Below are 16555 nucleotides of genomic sequence, written 5' to 3'. Positions count from 1 at the left end.
CCGAGGACCAGCTTTCCCCCGCCCGCGGGGAGAGGGGACTGAATGCCCCAGGCTTGCGGCCTTCTCCCCGACTTACGGGGAGAAGGTGCCGGCAGGCGGATGAGGGGGCGCTTCCCCTCACCGCGCGGATGGGGGGCACTCTCCGGGACTACCAGCTCGGGCTCAGCGCTTCGTCAACTTCAGTTTCTTGCGGACTTCATCGGGGCCGATAATCTTGGCGCCCATGCCTTCGATGACGCCGACCGCCTTTTCGACGAGCTGGCCGTTGGTCGCGAGCTGGCCCTTGCCGATATAGAGGTTGTCTTCGAGGCCGACGCGGACGTTGCCGCCGGCAAGGATCGCCGCTGCCGGATAGGCAAGCGCGTTGCGGCCGATGGAGAAGGCTGAGAAAGTCCAGTTGGCAGGCACGTTGTTGACCATGGCCATGAAGGTGTTGAGGTCGTCGGGCGCGCCCCACGGAATGCCCATGCAGAGCTGGATCAGCACCGGATCCTCGATCAGGCCTTCCTCGACGAGTTGCTTGGCAAACCAGAGGTGGCCGGTATCGAAGGCTTCGATCTCGGGGCGGACGCCGAGCGCGGTCATCTGGCGGGCCATTTCTCTCAGCATCGACGGCGTGTTGGTCATGACGTAATCGCCGAGCGAGAAGTTCATGGTGCCGCAGTCGAGCGTGCAGATTTCCGGCAGACATTGAGCCACATGGGCAACGCGCTCGGTGGCGCCGGCCATGTCGGTGAATTTCTCGTTGACCGGGAAGGGGCTTTCAACATTGCCGAAGACGAGGTCGCCGCCCATGCCGGCGGTGAGATTCAGCACCATGTCGACATCGGCGGAGCGGATGCGGTCGGTCACTTCCTTGTAGAGATCGAGCCTGCGAGAAGGCGCTCCGGTCTCCGGATCGCGGACGTGGCAGTGGACCACGGCAGCCCCGGCCTTGGCCGCCACGACCGCCGCTTCGGCGATCTGTTTCGGCGTGATCGGAACATGGCTGGACTTTGAAACGGTGTCTCCCGAGCCGGTGACGGCGCAGGTGATGAATACCTCGCGGTTCATGCTGAGCGGCATTGCTGTCTCCCTTTTATTGAGCCCATTACGAGCCAAGAAAGACCGCGCTGCTTTTCATTATCGGCTCTATCTTATACATTATCGGCGGCACGGTGGAGAAGTTTGGCCATGGATCAGAACGTTTCGCAGGTGCAGCACGTCGATATCCTGGTGCTGCCGGAGACCAATCTGATCCTTGTCGCCTCGGTGATCGAACCGATGCGTGCCGCCAACCGCATCGCCGGGAGGCCGCTCTACGATTGGACGATCTACAGCCCCGATGGCGCACCGATCGAAACGAAGAGCGGCATACCCATTCCGGTCGCCGGCATCTTCCGGCCGCAGCGCGAAACATCGCCGCTCTTCATCCTGTCGAGCTACAACTGGCAGCGCAGCGCCACCTCGCAGCTGAAGATGCTGCTTTCGCAGACTGCCCGGCACAGGGAGCTGATGGCAGGCATCGAATCGGGCTCCTGGCTGCTCGCCGAGACCAGCCTGCTCGACAATTTCAAGGCGACGACCCACTGGGAGGATTTCGAGGATTTCACCACTGCTTACCCGCAGGTGACGATGGTGCGCGAACGCTTCGTCATCGACGGCAAGCGCATCACGACAGGCGGTTCGTTGCCGACACTCGACCTGATGCTGGAGCTCATTCGCCGGGCGCACGGCTATTCGCTGGCACTCGAGGTCTCGCGGCTCTTCATCTACGAGCAGGAGCGCACCCGTGGCGACCTCCTGCAGATGCCGGCGATCGGCAACATGCGCATCCTCGATCCGCGCGTCGGCGCCGCCGTGAAATTGATGGAGGAAACGGTGGAGGCGCCGTTGACGCTGGCGCGGCTCGCCCGCCGCATCGGTGTCAGCACGCGCCACCTGCAGGATCTCTTTCGCGACACGATGGGGGTCGCGCCGCACGAGCACTACCTGGCGCTCCGTCTCAATGCCGCCCGGCGCAAGGTGATCGAGACGCGGCTGGAGTTTGCCGACATTGCGGCGATTTCGGGCTTCAACTCGTCGTCCTCATTCTCGCGCAGCTACCGGGCGCATTATCGCGAAAGCCCGAGCGAAACCCGCAGGCGCCTGAAGCTGAAGGCCTGAGGCCGCACTTCATGAAGTGATTCAAGAAGGGTGATTTGTCGATTCGTTTCAGGCGTTTGGCGAGGAAAGGTCGGAAAGTGAATCCGTCGAGGACGGCCGTTCCGAGGCCTGTGCCGGCGCTCGCATCATTGAAATCATCAGCTCGCCGATCTCGCCGGCAAAAGTCCCTCGCGGCCAGACGAGTGTCAGGGACTGCCGGTAGGCCGGGCCGAGCCGGATCATGGCGGGCGGGCGGTGCACGCGGGCAAGCGAGGATTCCGGCAGCACCGAGAGATAGCCGTGCTGGCCGACGAGGTTGATGATGACCGGGATGGAGTCGACCTCGACGAGGGTGATGCGCCGCCGTTCGGCCTCGCTGAGCGTGTCGTCGAGGAAACGGGCGGCCTCACGGCGCAGGCCGCTCCTTGCGCTGGGCACGGCGATCGGGCAGGCGGCGAGCAGCCGCGGCAGGTCGCCGCCGAGATCGGACAGCGCTGCGGCGGGGCCTGCCAGCACCAAGGGTGTTTGCGACACCAGCCGTCCGTCGCAATCGGCGGGGATCTCGGCGAGATCGAGCAGGGCGGCATCGAAGCGCCGGCTGCGGAGGCCGGCAAGGAGGTCGTCGGCCGTGGTGCTGGAAATGAACAGCGGCTGACGTGGGCGGGTGCGGTGCCAGTTGGCGGTCAGGCTCGCAAGCATGCGGGCGATCTCGCTTTCGGGACCGAGCGGCATGACGGCGCCGAGCCGCCAGGTGGCGACATCGCGGCGGAAGCGATCGGCGGAGGCATGCGTCAGCCGCGCCCATATGTCGAGCGTCGCCTCGACGAGCGGAATGATGCGCTCGGCGGTTGCGGTGCAGAGGATGCCGCTGTGGGAGCGCTCGAACAGTCGGCAGCCGAGGTGGCGTTCGAGATCGGCGATCTGCCGGGTCAATTGCGGCTGGCCGAGGCCGAGCGCCTTCGCCGTGGCGCGGATGCTGCCGGAGCGGGCGATCCGGACGAAGCGGTCGAGTGCGACGAGGCCGATCGGGGGCACCGGTTCGGCGGGCTCTCTTCCCGCCGCATCGAGGATCGCAGCGATCCTCGCCATCGCCTCACGGACAGCAGGCGCGCGGGCGCGCGCCTCCAGCGTCAGCACGATTACAGTCTCCTCCCGCCGAAAGAGTGGCATGGAGAGCGCCTGCTCGAACCTCTTGACCGCGGCGCTGACGCTCGACGGCGCCCGGCCGCAGCGGGCGGCAGCGGCGCGGATGCCGCCTTCGCTAAGCACCGCGTCGACGATCACGATCGTTGCCAGGTCCATTCGGCGGTCCTTCTCGCGCGGGATGAGGAAATATGTGCGCGGTTTTCCGCCCGCATCCCGCTCTACCTTTAGAATCGATCACGTGCAGCCGCATGCGCCGATGCTGTGTTCATAATTCGGCATTGCCCGTTCGAGAATTGGGATATAGCACGAGCGGGCGATAAGCGCATAGCATGTATTCAGCAATCCGGCGTTTGCGAGCCGCGGTTGCGTGAAAATCAGGCATCCGCGCATACAGCCTCGACGTCGAGGCAGGCCGCGCGGAAAGGTTCGTGTCGGCATGCTGCATCAGGTCAAAAACATCGTTCTCTGTGGGAAACCGCTGGACTTCGCGACGCTCGAGGATATCGGGGCGGGAAGGGTGCGGCCGGTGGCGGACGACGGTGGCATGGAGCGGGTGGCCGCAGCCCACAAGGTGATTGCCGACCGCATCGCGATGGGGCTTCCCGTCTATGGCACCAACACCGGTGTCGGCTCGATGAAGGATCGGCTGTGGACCGCCGGCGATCTCGACGAGTTCAACAATTCGCTGGTCAGGGCCCACCACTTCGGCACGGGAGAATTCTTCGCGCCGGCAATCGTGCGCATGGCGATCGCCATTCGCGTCAACACCGCGATGCGCGGCCATACCGGCTGCAGCCCGGAGCTGATCCGGGCGTTTCTGGCCTTGATCGAGCACGACATCATTCCGGCCGTGCGCCGGCACGGCTCGATGGGCTGCGCCGATATCGGCCTGATGGGGCAGATCGCGTCGGTGCTGACCGGCGTCGGCGAGGCTTACTTTCAGGGGCGCCTGGTCTCGGCCGAGACAGCGCTCGCCGAGGCCGGCCTAAAGCCGCTCGTCATGCAGCCGCGCGACGCGCTGGCGGCCTTGAGCGTCAATGCCATTGCCTTTGCGGCCGCGGCCGACGTGCTGCGCGAGGCGGCTGCGGCAATCCGGGTGCTGCTCGTCACCGGCGTCATGTCGTCGCTGGCGCTCGGGGCATCCGCCGATCCCTGGCGGGTGGCGGCGACGCTGTCGACGCGCGGCGAGGCGCTTGTCGGGTCCTGGCTCTATGGCCAGTCCGGCATCTCCGACTGGCCGGTGCCGACGGCGATCCACGATCCCCTGAGCCTGCGCATGACCGCCCAGGTCTTCGGCGCCGTGGTCGATACGCTGCTGGTCGCCGCCGGTCGGCTGGTGGAGCAGACCTATCTTTCCGACGATAATCCCGTCGTGCTCGGTGGGCAGGTCCATTCTTCCGGCGCATCGCTGCCGTTGACGACGACGCTCTACATCGAGGCGGCGCAGGTCGCCTTTTCCCATGTGGCGCGCAACGTGCTGAACCGCTGCATCCTCTTGTCGAACGGCGGGCGCCGCAACCTTTCGGTCAATCTGGTGGCACCGGGCGAAGTGGCGACCGGGCTCGGCCCGCTGATGAAGCTGGCAGTCGAGCTCTATATGCGCGTGCAGTCGCTGGCCGTACCGCTCTCGGCTCAGTCGATCGTGGTGGCCGGCGGCCTCGAAGAGGAGGCGACCTTCCTGCCGCTGATCGTCGAGCGCATGGAGACCCAGGTGCGGGATCTCCGCCAGCTTGCCGCGATCGAGGCGATGCTCTCGGCGCAGGCGATCGATCTCGTCGGCGACCAGCCGCAGGGCATCGTCAAGCGCGCCTATGACCAGACCCGGTCGGTCAGCGCGATCTATCTCAAGGACCGGCCGCTTTCGAAGGAGATCGAGGCGCTGCAGGAAGCCTTCACCTGTCATGATCTCTTGCGCTCCTTCGTCGCCACCGCGCCGATGCCGGAGTTCGACGACTTCTTCGCGCTCGGCAAGTGATCGAAGACTGATCCAATTGGGAGAACAGCATGTCCGATTTCGATCTCGTTCTGAAAGGCACCGTTGTTCTTCCACGCAGGATCGTTGAGGGCGGCCATGTGGCGGTGCGCGACGGCAAGGTCGTGCATGTCGGCCAGGGTGCGGCACCGGCGGCGCGCGAGCGGCATGATCTCGGAAACGCGCTGATCCTGCCCGGCGCCATCGACGCGCAAGTGCATTCGCTGTCACAGAAGAACCAGGAGGATTTCGTCTGGTCGACGCGCTCGGCTGCCGCGGGCGGCGTCACCACGATCGTCGACATGCCCTATGACGAGGGCAATCTCGTCTGCTCGGCCGAGGCCGTGCGCCGCAAGATCGACCATGCAGGCCCGCAGGCGCGCGTCGATTTCGCGCTTTATGGCACCGTTGACCCGGAGGAGGGGCCAGCGCGGATCGGCGAAATGGTGGAGGCCGGCGTCGCCGCCTTCAAGTTCTCCACCTTCGGCACCGATCCGAAGCGCTTTCCCCGTATTCCGGCGGCGCTGCTCGAAGATTGCTTCCGCGCGATCGCGCCGACCGGCCTTGCCGCCGGCGTGCACAACGAGGACGACGAGGCGGTGCGGGCCGCGATCGACAAGGTCAAGGCGGCCGGGATCACCGACTATCGCGCCCATGGCCTGTCGCGTCCGCCGCTGACGGAACTGCTCGCCACCAACCAGATCTATGAGACGGGCGCGGCCACGGGGTGCCCGGCGCATGTGGTGCATTGCTCGCTCGGGCGCGGCTACGAGATCGCCGCCGCCTACCGCGCGCAGGGTCACGCCGCGACGATCGAGTGCTGCATCCATTACCTGACGCTCGACGAGGAGAACGACGTTCGCCGCCTCGGCGGCAAGGCCAAGATCAACCCGCCGATCCGGCCGCACGCCGAGGTGGAGAAGCTCTGGCGGCATGTGGCCGACGGCAATGTGACGATGGTTTCGACCGATCATGTGAGCTGGTCGGAAGACCGCAAGACCAATCCGGACATGCTGGCGAATGCCTCCGGCGTGCCGGGACTGGAGGTCATGGTGCCGCTCTTCGTCATGGGGGCGCTGGAGCGCGGCATTCCGCTGACGCGGGCGGCCCAGCTGATGGCGCTCAACCCGGCGCGGCATTTCCGTATCGACCACCAGAAGGGGGCGCTGGAGGCCGGCAAGGACGCCGATATCATCGTCATGACACCGGAGCCCTATATCTATGACGCCGCCGCAAGCGGTCATAACGTCGTCGGCTGGTCGCCCTATAACGGCATGAGCCTGCCGTGGCGGGTGGCCGCGACCTATCTCCGGGGGCAGCTTGCCTTTGATGGCCGCGCGGTGCTGGCCGAGCCGGGCACCGGCCAGTTCGTCCGGCCGCTTGCGACCTTGACCCTGCAGGAGGTGTGATGAGCAAGACTGCCCGCGACAAAGTCCCCGCCAACCTGCCTGTCAATGCCAGCCGGATTGCCGGCATCGTCAACGGTCTGGCCGGGATCACCGAGCCGGACCGGCCCTATACGCGCCGGGCCTTCACGCCGCTGTTCCTCGAAGGCCGCGCCTTTCTCGATAGACGTTTTCGTGCGGCTGGGCTCGAAACCCGGATCGACGCTGCCGGCAATCTGATCGGCCGGCGCAAGGGACGCAAGTCGGCGCTCGGCACCATCCTCGTCGGCTCCCACTCCGATACGGTACCGGATGGCGGCCGTTTCGATGGCATCGCCGGCGTGGCGGCAGCGCTTGAAGTGGCGCGGGCGCTCACCGACAATGGCATCGAGCTCGACCATGATCTGGAGATCGTCGATTTCCTGGCCGAGGAGGTGTCGATCTTCGGCGTCTCCTGCGTCGGCAGCCGCGGCATGGCGGGCGTGTTGCCGGATGGCTGGCTGAGCCGCACGCAGGGAGACTTGAGCCTGCGGCAGGGTATCGTCGAAGTGGGCGGTGATCCCTCCCGCCTTTCGGGCTCGAAGCGCTCCGACATCAAGGCTTTCCTGGAACTGCACATCGAGCAGGGCCCGGTGCTGGAAACCGGGCGGCTCGATGTCGGCGTCGTCACCGCCATCTCCGGTATCACCCGCATCGAGATCATCGTCGAGGGACAGGCGGACCATGCCGGCACGACGCCGATGGGGCATCGCCGCGATGCGCTGGTCGCCGCCTCCCGGCTGGTGCTGGAGATCGAGAGGCTGGCGACGGAATTTTCCAGGGGCGAGGGGCATTTCACCGCCACGGTCGGCGAGTTCTCGATCGAGCCGAATGCCGCCAATGTGGTGCCGTCCCGCGCGCGGTTGCTGATCGATGCGCGCGCCGAGTTGCGCCCGCAGATGGAGCGGTTCCTCGCCGCACTCGGGCCGCTGTGCGAGGGCGTTGCCGAGGCAACGGGCGTTACGATCGCGCCTGCCAATGTGATTTCCGACAACCACCCGACGCCGGGCGATGCGCTGTTGCTTTCGACGCTAGAAGAAAGCTGCGACGCGATCGGTGCCAAACACCGGCGCATGGCGTCCGGCGCCGGCCACGACACCGCCTGGATGGGGCGCATCACCCGCTCGGCGATGATCTTCATTCCGTGCCTCGGCGGGCGCTCGCATGCGCCGGAGGAATGGGCCGAAAACGACGATATCGCGCTCGGCGCCGCCGTGCTCTTCGATGCGGTGAAGAGACTCGACAAGAAACTGCAGGAAAAGGTGTGAGATGGGCCGGATACTGAAGGAGAAGGACGTCGAGGCGGCGGTCAAGGGCGGTTCCGTCTATGCGGCCGGCGGCGGCGGCTGGGCCGACCATGGCCGCATGCTCGGCTATGCCGCGGTGTCGATCGGCAAGCCTGAGCTCGTTTCGATCGACGAGCTCGACGCCAACGACTGGGTGGCGACGGCAGCCGCGATCGGCGCGCCCGCCTCGACCACGCCCTGGGAAATGCGTGGCGTCGACTACGTCAAGGCCGTGCAACTGCTGCAGGAGGCGCTCGGCGAGAAGCTCTCGGGCCTGATCATCGGCCAGAACGGCAAGTCCTCGACGCTGAACGGCTGGCTGCCCTCGGCGATCCTCGGCACCAAGGTGGTCGATGCGGTCGGCGACATCCGCGCGCATCCGACCGGCGACATGGGCTCGATCGGCCTTGCCGGTTCGCCCGAGCCGATGATCCAGACGGCCGTCGGCGGAAACCGCGAGGAGAACCGCTACATCGAGCTCGTCGTGCGCGGCGCCACCGCCAAGGTCTCGCCGATCCTGCGCACGGCCTCCGACATGTCCGGCGGTTTCATTGCCTCCTGTCGTAATCCGGTCAGGGCATCTTACGTCAGGGACAACGCCGCGCTCGGCGGCATCTCGTTGGCGCTGGCTCTGGGCGAGGCGATCATTGCGGCGGAGGCCAAGGGCGGCAGCGCGGTGATCGATGCGATCGTCAAGACCACCAACGGCGCAATCCTCGCCGAAGGCACGATCACCGACAAATCGGTCGTCTATACCAAGGAAGCCTTCGACATTGGCACGGTGACGCTGGGGAAGGGCGCTGACTCGAGGGTACTCCACGTGATGAACGAATATATGGCGGTTGACTCTGCGGAAGGCCGGCGGCTGGCAACCTTCCCCGACGTCATCACGACGCTGTCGCCCGAAGGCGAGCCCTTGAGTGTCGGGCAGTTGCAGGTCGGCATGAAGATCTTCGTGCTGCATGTGCCGAAGACGGTGATCCCGCTTTCCTCCAGCGTGCTCGACCCGACGGTCTATCCATCGGTCGAAAAGGCGATGGGCATCGAGCTTGCCCGTTACGCGCTTTCCGGAAATTGATGGAGCGATGTCATGGCGCGCGATGCAGGATTGGAAGAGCTGATCCGGGAAGAACTCGGCGACCGATCCGGGCTTTCGGAGAAGGCGATGTTCGGCGGCTGGGCCTATCTGCTTCACGGCAATCTGCTGCTCGGCGCACGTGAGGGCTCGCTGCTGGTCAGGCTCGGCAAGGGCAATGACGGCTGGGCGCTCGCGCTTCCCGATATCGAACTGATGGTGATGAACGGTCGGGCGATGCACGGCTGGGTGCGCGCCGGGGCCGATGCCTATGGCAACGATGGCTTGCGCAAACGCCTGATCGATGGCGCGATTGCGTTTGTGGAGACGCTGCCGCCGAAGTGAACGATGGAGGCGGGTTTGCCCCTCACCCTAACCCTCTCCCCGCTTGCGGGGAGAGGGGACGAGATCGCATCGTATGTCGCGCGTGTGGCAAAGGGTGAACTGTTCCAATCTCCAGAGTGGGGAAGGAAACGGCGACAATCGCATTCGACGCTCGCGACACGCACAACGCATCCCCTCTCCCCGCAAGCGGGGAGAGGGCTAGGGTGAGGGGCCATGCGCCAGCGGCGCCTCCCGCTGACATAACAAAGAGGAACGAGACGATGCCCAAGGCCAATCCGCGTCATCCGAATTTCCCGATCCCCGGCGGGCCGCAGCTGCGCGCCAAGGGCTGGCGGCAGGAGGCGCTGCTGCGGCTCCTCGAAAACGTGCTTTCGGTCGGCGAGGATCCGGACAATCTCGTCGTCTATGCCGCACTCGGCAAGGCAGCGCGCAGCTGGCCGGCGCATCGCGCCATCGTCAAGGCGCTGACCGAGATGGACGAGGACCAGACGCTGGTCATCCAGTCGGGCAAGCCCGTGGGCCTCTTGAAGACCCATGCCAAGGCGCCGCTCGTCATCATGGCCAATTGCAACATCGTCGGCCAATGGGCGAAAGCCGAGGTGTTCTACGAGCTGCAGCGCAAGGGGCTGATCTGCTGGGGCGGGCTGACTGCCGGCGCCTGGCAATATATCGGCAGCCAGGGCGTGATCCAGGGCACCTACGAGATCTTCATGCGCATCGCCGAGCGCCGCTTCGGCGGCGATCTCTCCGGCCGCTTCGTGCTGACGGCGGGGCTTGGCGGCATGGGGGGCGCGCAGCCGCTCGCTGGCCGCATGGCGGGCGCGGCGATCCTCTGTGTCGACATCGACGCAGAGCGGGCGAAGAAGCGGCGGGAGATCGGTTATCTCCAGGAGATCGCGCCCGATCTCGATGCGGCGCTGGCGATGATCGACGCGGCGGTGAAGGAAAAGCGGGCGCTTTCCGTCGGCCTCGTCGGCAATGCGGCGGAGATCTATCCCGAGATCGCCCGGCGCGGCATCGTGCCTGATGTGGTCACCGACCAGACTTCGGCGCATGATCTCGTCTACGGCTACGTGCCGAAGGGCATGAGCCTCGATCAGGTGAAATCGTTGCGCGACTATGGGCAGGGGCAGTTGATGGCGGCAAGCCGCGCCTCGATCGTAGAGCACGTGACGGCGATGCTCGACTTCCAGAAAAAGGGCGCGGAAGTCTTCGACAACGGCAACCTCATCCGCACCCAGGCGCGCGAGGGCGGCGTCGCCAACGCCTTCGACATCCCGATCTTCACCGAGGCCTATCTGCGCCCGCTCTTTGCCCGTGCCATCGGCCCGTTCCGCTGGATGGCGCTATCCGGCGAGGAGAGCGACATCGCCCGCATCGACGATCTGTTGCTGGAGATGTTTCCCCACAACCGGATCATCACCAACTGGATCAAGCTCGCGCGGCAGCATATCCCCTTCGAGGGCCTGCCGGCGCGCATCGCCTGGCTCGGCCATGGCGAACGCACGGCGCTGGCACGGCGCGTCAACGAGCTGGTGGCATCCGGCGAACTCAAGGGGCCGGTTGCGTTCTCCCGCGACCATCTCGACGCCGGCGCGATGGTGCATCCCAACATCATGACCGAGCGGATGAAGGACGGCTCGGACGCGATCGCCGATTGGCCGCTGCTCGACGCCATGCTGCTCTGCTCGTCGATGGCCGATCTCGTCGTCGTGCATTCCGGCGGCGGCGGCTATGCCGGCTACATGACGAGCTCCGGCGTGACGGTCGTTGCCGACGGCACGGCCGCCGCCGACGAGCGGCTCGACCATGCGCTCACCAACGACACCGCGCTCGGCGTCATCCGCTATGCCGATGCGGGGTATGACGAGAGTTTCGAGGAGATCGCCGCCAAAGGCATCGGGCATGTGAAGGTGTGAGGCGGCGCTTCCGACTTCTCTTTTTGGTGGCGACGTTAGACTTCGCCCTCATCTCTGTGCTTGTCACAGAGATCCAGCAGCGCCGCATCGGCGGTGCGAGAGACTCTTTCGTTCCGGCTTCGGGCGGGAGTCATGCACGGCGCGGATGCGCCGTGGCTGGATTTCTGTGACAAGCACAGAAACGAGGCAGGGAAGGAAACGTTTCGCAGCCGCAAGCGAACTCACCGTCGAGGCAGGATCGTCGACCTCACACGGCGCCGTCTTGGTCCGCCGCCTGCCGCACGTTACAATGGGCGCTTTGCCGCCTGGAGGCGATCATGACATCGAGCTTCAATGTGCAAAGTGCTGATGGTTACGAGCAACTGATGGGGCGCTGGAGCCGGCAGCTTGCGCCGCTCTTCATCGATTTCGCAGGCGTTGCCGACGGCGAACGGGTGCTGGATGTCGGCTGCGGTACCGGCAGCCTGACCTTTGCGCTGCCGCATGCGGCCAATCTCAGCGAGATTGCCGCAATCGACTTTTCGCCCGTCTTCGTCGAGGCGGCGATCCGGCGCAATACCGATCCCAGGATCCACATCCGGCAGGCTGACGCCTGCGATCTGCCATTTCCGGAGGGCTATTTTGATCGGGCGCTGGCACTTCTGGTTCTGCATTTCGTGCCGGAAGCGGGAAAGGCCGTTGCCGAAATGCGCCGTGTCGTGCGGCCGGGCGGCGTGGTTGCCGCTGCGGTATGGGATCATCTCGGCGGCATGTCGGGCATGCGGATGGTGCTCGACACGGTCGCGATGCTGGATGAAGGCGCAGCTCAGGTCCGCAGCCGCTATTGTTTCCAGCCGATGATGCGGCCGGGCGAGATGAAGCAGAGTTTTGAAGCGCATGGCCTGGTGGACGTCGAGCAGACCTCGCTCCTGATCCGGATGGACTATCGGTCGTTCGAGGATTTCTGGCAACCGATCGCTGCGGGCGAGGGACCGCTCGGCAAATATGTCGGCTCATTGGATCCCGGGCTGCGGGCGAAGGTCGATGCAGCCGTAAGGGCCGCCTACGAAGCCGGCCAGCCGGATGGCCCGCGGTCCTTCGCGTCGGTCGCCTGGGCGTGCCGGGGTATCGTTCCGACGGTGTGACGGGTTCCTCATTCGCCGCTCTCATCTCTTCGCCTGTCACAGAGATCCGGCGGCGCCGCGTCGGCGGCGCGAGAGACTCTTTTGTGCTCGGGCGGAGTCTTTCACGGCGCGGACGCGCCGTGGCTGGATTCCTTTGACGAGCACAGAAATGAGGGAGGTTGGGATCTTTGGGCTCGTGAGCACCGCGGATTGGCAGATCTGCGTTGGCTATCCCTCAACGCCTGATCTTCACACCACCGTTTCGCCGCCATCCACCACGAGGATCTGGCCGGTCATGTAGGACGAGCGGTCCGAGACGAGGAAGAGGATCGACTCGGCGATCTCGTCGACGCTCGCCCAGCGGCCGAGCGGCACCTTTTCGCGGATATAGGCTTCGATCGCGCCGCGGCCGCCCATCTGGGCGATGAAGGGCTCGTTGAAGGGCGTGTCGACCCAGCCGGGGCAGAGCGCGTTGACGCGGATGCCATGGCGGGCGTAGTCGCCGGCCATCTGCTTGGTCATGGCGATGACGGCGTGTTTCGTCGTGGTATAGGCGATCATCTCGCGGTCGTAGAGCACGCCTGATGAGGACGAGGTGTTGACGATGACGCCGCGACCGGCGGCCCGCATCGACGGCATAACCAGGCGTGCGGCCATGAAATGGGCGCGCACGTTGAGGTTCCAGGAGCGGTCGAAGCCAGCAACCTCGACCTCTTCCAGATCGCCCGCAACCTGAGCGCCGGCATGGTTGTGCAGGACGTCGATGCGGCCGTGGCGGTAGAGGATATCGGCGATGCCATCGGCGAGCGCCGCATCATCCGTCACGTCGATGGCGAGCGCCTCGGCGCTGCCGCCCGTTACGGCAATGCCATCGACGGTGGCGCTGGCGGCCGCAAGGCTGCGATCGACGACCACGACATGGGCGCCCTCGCGCGCCATGATTGAGGCACCCGCCTGGCCGATCCCGGAGCCGGCTCCGGTCACGATCGCGACCCGGTCTTTCAGGATCATGGTTTCACTCCCCGGATTTCGTTTTCTTTTCCCGCATCAGGATGCGGGCGGTCAGGATCAAGAGCAGCGAGGCGACGAGCACCAGCGTCGCGATCGCGTTGATCTCGGGCGTCACGCCGCGGCGGATCGAGGCGAAGACGTAGATCGGCAGGGTGGTCTTCGAGCCCGCGACGAAGAAGGCGATGATGAAATCGTCGAAGGAGAAGGTGAAGGCCAAGAGGAAGCCCGCGAGGATCGACGGCAGAATCTGTGGCAGCACGATCAGCCGAAAGGTGGTGAGCGGTGTCGCGTAGAGATCGCTCGAGGCCTCGACGATATCGCGGCCGAGGCTGGCGATGCGGGCCTTCACGATCATCGTCACCAGAGCCATCGAGAACAGGCCATGGGCGGCGATGATCGAGCCGTAGCCGAGGCCGAGCTGCGGCGGCTGCTCGCCCGGCCAGATCGCTGCCAGCGCCGGATTGACGAAGGAGAAGACCGCGACCAATGCCACCAGCGTCGCGATGCCGATGACGACGCCAGGCACGACGATCGCCGCGGCGAACAGCGCATCGAAGATCGCCCGGTTGCGCGGCGTCAGCCGCTCCATGCCAAGCGCCGCCATGGTGCCGAAGATCGCGGCGAGGGTGGCGCTGGTGAAGGCGATCATCAGGCTGTTCTGCAGCGCCGAGACCAGGAAGGTGTTCCCCAGCGCCTTGCCGTACCAGGCGGTCGAAAACCCGGTGAACTCGCTCGCATTGCGCCCCGCATTGAAGGAGAACAGCACCACGAGCGCAATCGGCGCGTAGAGGAAGAGATAGACGGAAGAGATGAAGGCGCGCATCAGACGAGATCCACCTGTCTTGTGCCGGCGACACGGAAGGCGATGCGCATCGCCACCATCAGCACCACGACGACGACGGCAACGAGTGTCACGGCAATCGCCGAGCCGAAGGGCCAGTTGCGCGATTGCAGGAAGAGATCGACCAGCGCGTTGCCGATGAAGAACACCTTGCCGCCGCCCAAGAGCTGCGGGATCAGATACTCGCCGAGCAGCAGGATCGTCACCAGCGCCACGCCGGTCATCACGCCCGGCAGCGACAAGGGCAGGGTGACGCCGAAGAAGGTCGAGACCGGTTTCGCGCCGAGATCGGCAGAGGCTTCGAGCAATCGGCGATCGAGTTTTTCGAGGCTGACATAAACAGGCATGATCATCAGCGGCAGGTAGCCGTAGACGATGCCGAGCAGCACTGCGCCCGGCGTGTTCAGCATCCTCACGTCCTCGATGCCGATCATCGATAAGAGGTTGGGGATGCCGCGCGAGCCGAGGATGTACATCCAGGCATAGGTGCGCACCAAGAGGCTGGTCCAGAAGGGCACGACGACGAGCGAGACGAGGATCAACCGGTAGCGCGGGTTCGCCTTGACCGCGAGGTAATAGGCGACCGGATAGGCGATCAGCAGGCAGGCAAGCGCGCCGATCGGCGCGAGAATCAGCGTGTTCCAGAAAGCCGCCGCACGCGTCGGCAGGTTGGCGAACTGGGCAAAGGTAAAGGCCGCCTGATAGCCGCCTTCCGGTGCGCGCTCGCCGAAGGCGAAGACCAGCATGGCGATGAAGGGCAGCACGAGGAAGATCATCAGCCAGGCGGCGGCCGGCGCCACCAGCGCCGCCGTCACCAGGTTTCTCTTCGTGTTCGTTGCCGCGGTCATAAGTTCTATCCGTCAAATTTCATCGAGTTCTGCCCCTCATCCGGCCTGCCGGCCACCTTCTCCCCGCAGGCGGGGCGAAGGGACTCGTGGCGCCCGCTCCCTCCCACGCGTGCGAAGCGGGAGATAGGAGCGGGGAGCCCGCCGCTTGTCCCTTCTCCCCGTCAGAACGGGGAGAAGGTGCCGGCAGGCGGATGAGGGGCGTTTCCTTTACCGCGCGGATGAGGGGCATTTTCCTCATCCGCGTGGATCAGGCGCAGTCACGTTTGGAGCGTCGATCAGGCCGACTTGAAGCGCGCCATCAGCTCGGCGCGGCCGGGGTCGGTGAGCGTGACGGCGGCGCCGAATTCGAGTGGCGTCAGTGATGCCTCGTCCGGATAGACGATCTTGTTGGAGGTGACCTCGGCCGGAAGCAGCTTCATCACGCGGCTGTCGGTGGTCGGCGCGCCGTTGGCGATGTGTTCCTTGACGGCGTTTTCCGGCGTCATCAGGTAGTTGAGCAGCGCGTAGCCGGCCGCCTTGTTCGCCGCACTCTTCGGGATCGCGTAGAAATCCGACCAGATCTCGCCGCCGTCCTTGCCGAGCACGAACTGGATTTCCGGCATGTCACGGTTGAGCTGGGCACCGTCATTGGTCCAGCACATGGTCATCCAGGCATCGGTCGCGCGCATCGACGGCTGGTAGTCGCTGTTGATGGCGTAGAGGTGCGGCTTCACCCTGATCAGCAGTTCCTCGGCTTTGGCGAGTTCCTCCGGCTTGATCGAGTTGAAGGAATAACCGAGCGAAACCAGCGCGTTGCCGATGGTGGTGAGCTGGTAGTCGTGGACCATGGCGCGGCCGTCGGCCTCGGTCATGGCGATCTCGAAAAAGTCCTTCCAACTGGTCACCGGCTTCTTGATCTTGGCTGAATTGAGCGCGATGCCGGTCGTGCCCCAGTTCTTCGGCACGGCATAGGTCTTGCCATCGACGACGCCCTCGTTGGTGAAACGCGCCGTCTCGGTGGAGGCGTCGTAATTCGGCACCTTGGAAAGATCGAGTTCGTCGATGAGACCCAGCTTCACATAGGTGGAGATCGTGTAGTTGGTGGGCACGAAAAGGTCCCAGCCGGTGCCGCCAGCCTGCAGTTTCGCCAACATCTCCTCGTTGGAGCCGAAGACGTTGACCTCGACGGCGACGCCGGTTGCGGCCTGGAAGGCCTCGAAGGTCGCGGGGTCATGATAGTTCGGCCAGGTGGCGATCGACATCTGCGTGCCGAGATCGCCGGCAAAGGCGGTGGAGTTGAAGAGGCCCGGCTGGCGCGCCAGCACGGCGGTCGCAAGGCCGAGGCCGGTGACGCCGAGGAAGTGGCGGCGCGTGACCGAGCCGCGCTTCAGGCGCATCAGTTCATCCGAGAGCTGATCGGCGGTGATAGGGGCATTTTCTCTGTACCATTTGCTCATGACGCTGTTCCCTTTATCGTTTGAC

Annotated in this window: 14 protein-coding genes; 8 read left to right on the top strand and 6 right to left on the bottom strand. The window is 65.2% G+C overall.

Translation table 11 applies throughout. The features are described from left to right. Nucleotides 1-162 precede the first annotated feature (162 nt). On the bottom strand, nt 163-1065 hold the full coding sequence (gene bcoG, locus BHMPCIPO_RS13770) for a 3-dehydrocarnitine:acetyl-CoA trimethylamine transferase BcoG (RefSeq protein ID WP_173517273.1): 903 nt from the start codon (nt 1063-1065) through the stop codon (nt 163-165). A 108-nt stretch (nt 1066-1173) separates the two neighbouring features. Between bcoG and BHMPCIPO_RS13765 the strand changes: the two genes are divergently transcribed. Next, complete coding sequence (locus tag BHMPCIPO_RS13765; RefSeq protein WP_173517272.1) at nt 1174-2145, top strand: GlxA family transcriptional regulator; 972 nt, start codon at nt 1174-1176, stop codon at nt 2143-2145. Nucleotides 2146-2193: 48 nt separating this feature from the next. On the opposite strand, the gene BHMPCIPO_RS13760 is transcribed toward BHMPCIPO_RS13765, so the two are convergent. Continuing rightward, entirely contained in the window at nt 2194-3426 is a 1233-nt protein-coding gene (locus tag BHMPCIPO_RS13760) for a LysR family transcriptional regulator (protein ID WP_173517271.1), read from the bottom strand. Between the two features lie 280 nt (nt 3427-3706). Between BHMPCIPO_RS13760 and BHMPCIPO_RS13755 the strand changes: the two genes are divergently transcribed. The 7 genes from BHMPCIPO_RS13755 (at nt 3707) to BHMPCIPO_RS13725 (ending at nt 12415) form a co-directional block, all read left to right on the top strand. Continuing rightward, a complete protein-coding gene (locus tag BHMPCIPO_RS13755) occupies nt 3707-5245 on the top strand; it encodes an aromatic amino acid lyase (RefSeq protein ID WP_173517270.1) in 1539 nt (512 codons plus the stop codon). Between the two features lie 29 nt (nt 5246-5274). After that, complete coding sequence (gene ertD / locus BHMPCIPO_RS13750) at nt 5275-6651, top strand: hydantoin-5-propionate amidohydrolase (protein ID WP_173517269.1); 1377 nt, start codon at nt 5275-5277, stop codon at nt 6649-6651. Continuing rightward, on the top strand, nt 6651-7934 hold the full coding sequence (locus tag BHMPCIPO_RS13745; protein ID WP_173517268.1) for a Zn-dependent hydrolase: 1284 nt from the start codon (nt 6651-6653) through the stop codon (nt 7932-7934). Before ertD ends, BHMPCIPO_RS13745 begins: the two co-directional genes overlap by 1 nt. 1 nt (nt 7935) lies before the next feature. Then, nucleotides 7936-9030: a thiohydantoin desulfurase gene (gene ertC / locus BHMPCIPO_RS13740; protein WP_173517267.1), complete on the top strand. Its 1095-nt coding sequence runs from the start codon at nt 7936-7938 to the stop codon at nt 9028-9030. Nucleotides 9031-9042: 12 nt separating this feature from the next. Next, nucleotides 9043-9372, top strand: a complete 330-nt coding sequence (locus BHMPCIPO_RS13735; protein WP_173517266.1) for a TfoX/Sxy family protein — start codon at nt 9043-9045, stop codon at nt 9370-9372. 260 nt (nt 9373-9632) lie between these two features. Then, nucleotides 9633-11291, top strand: coding sequence for a thiourocanate hydratase (gene ertB / locus BHMPCIPO_RS13730; protein WP_173517265.1), 1659 nt, complete (start codon nt 9633-9635; stop codon nt 11289-11291). 317 nt (nt 11292-11608) lie between these two features. Continuing rightward, nucleotides 11609-12415, top strand: a complete 807-nt coding sequence (locus tag BHMPCIPO_RS13725) for a class I SAM-dependent methyltransferase (RefSeq protein ID WP_173517264.1) — start codon at nt 11609-11611, stop codon at nt 12413-12415. Nucleotides 12416-12643: 228 nt separating this feature from the next. Here BHMPCIPO_RS13725 and BHMPCIPO_RS13720 read toward each other — a convergent pair whose 3' ends face one another. The 4 genes from BHMPCIPO_RS13720 to BHMPCIPO_RS13705 all read right to left on the bottom strand — a co-directional run bounded on the left by BHMPCIPO_RS13720 (nt 12644) and on the right by BHMPCIPO_RS13705 (nt 16530). Beyond that, entirely contained in the window at nt 12644-13405 is a 762-nt protein-coding gene (locus BHMPCIPO_RS13720) for an SDR family NAD(P)-dependent oxidoreductase (RefSeq protein ID WP_173517263.1), read from the bottom strand. A 4-nt stretch (nt 13406-13409) separates the two neighbouring features. Continuing rightward, complete coding sequence (locus tag BHMPCIPO_RS13715) at nt 13410-14228, bottom strand: ABC transporter permease (RefSeq protein WP_173517262.1); 819 nt, start codon at nt 14226-14228, stop codon at nt 13410-13412. Further along, nucleotides 14228-15094 carry an ABC transporter permease gene (locus BHMPCIPO_RS13710; protein ID WP_173517261.1) on the bottom strand — a complete coding sequence of 289 codons (867 nt, stop codon included), beginning with the start codon at nt 15092-15094 and terminating at the stop codon, nt 14228-14230. Before BHMPCIPO_RS13710 ends, BHMPCIPO_RS13715 begins: the two co-directional genes overlap by 1 nt. Before the next feature lie 275 nt (nt 15095-15369). After that, nucleotides 15370-16530 carry a polyamine ABC transporter substrate-binding protein gene (locus BHMPCIPO_RS13705; RefSeq protein WP_173517260.1) on the bottom strand — a complete coding sequence of 387 codons (1161 nt, stop codon included), beginning with the start codon at nt 16528-16530 and terminating at the stop codon, nt 15370-15372. Nucleotides 16531-16555: the final 25 nt, after the last annotated feature.

The sequence above is a fragment of the Ensifer sesbaniae genome, assembly GCF_013283665.1.
In the GTDB taxonomy this organism is placed as follows: Bacteria; Pseudomonadota; Alphaproteobacteria; order Rhizobiales; family Rhizobiaceae; genus Ensifer; species Ensifer sesbaniae.
Note: the sequence above shows the minus strand (reverse complement) of the source record. Positions and strands in the feature narration are given on the sequence as shown.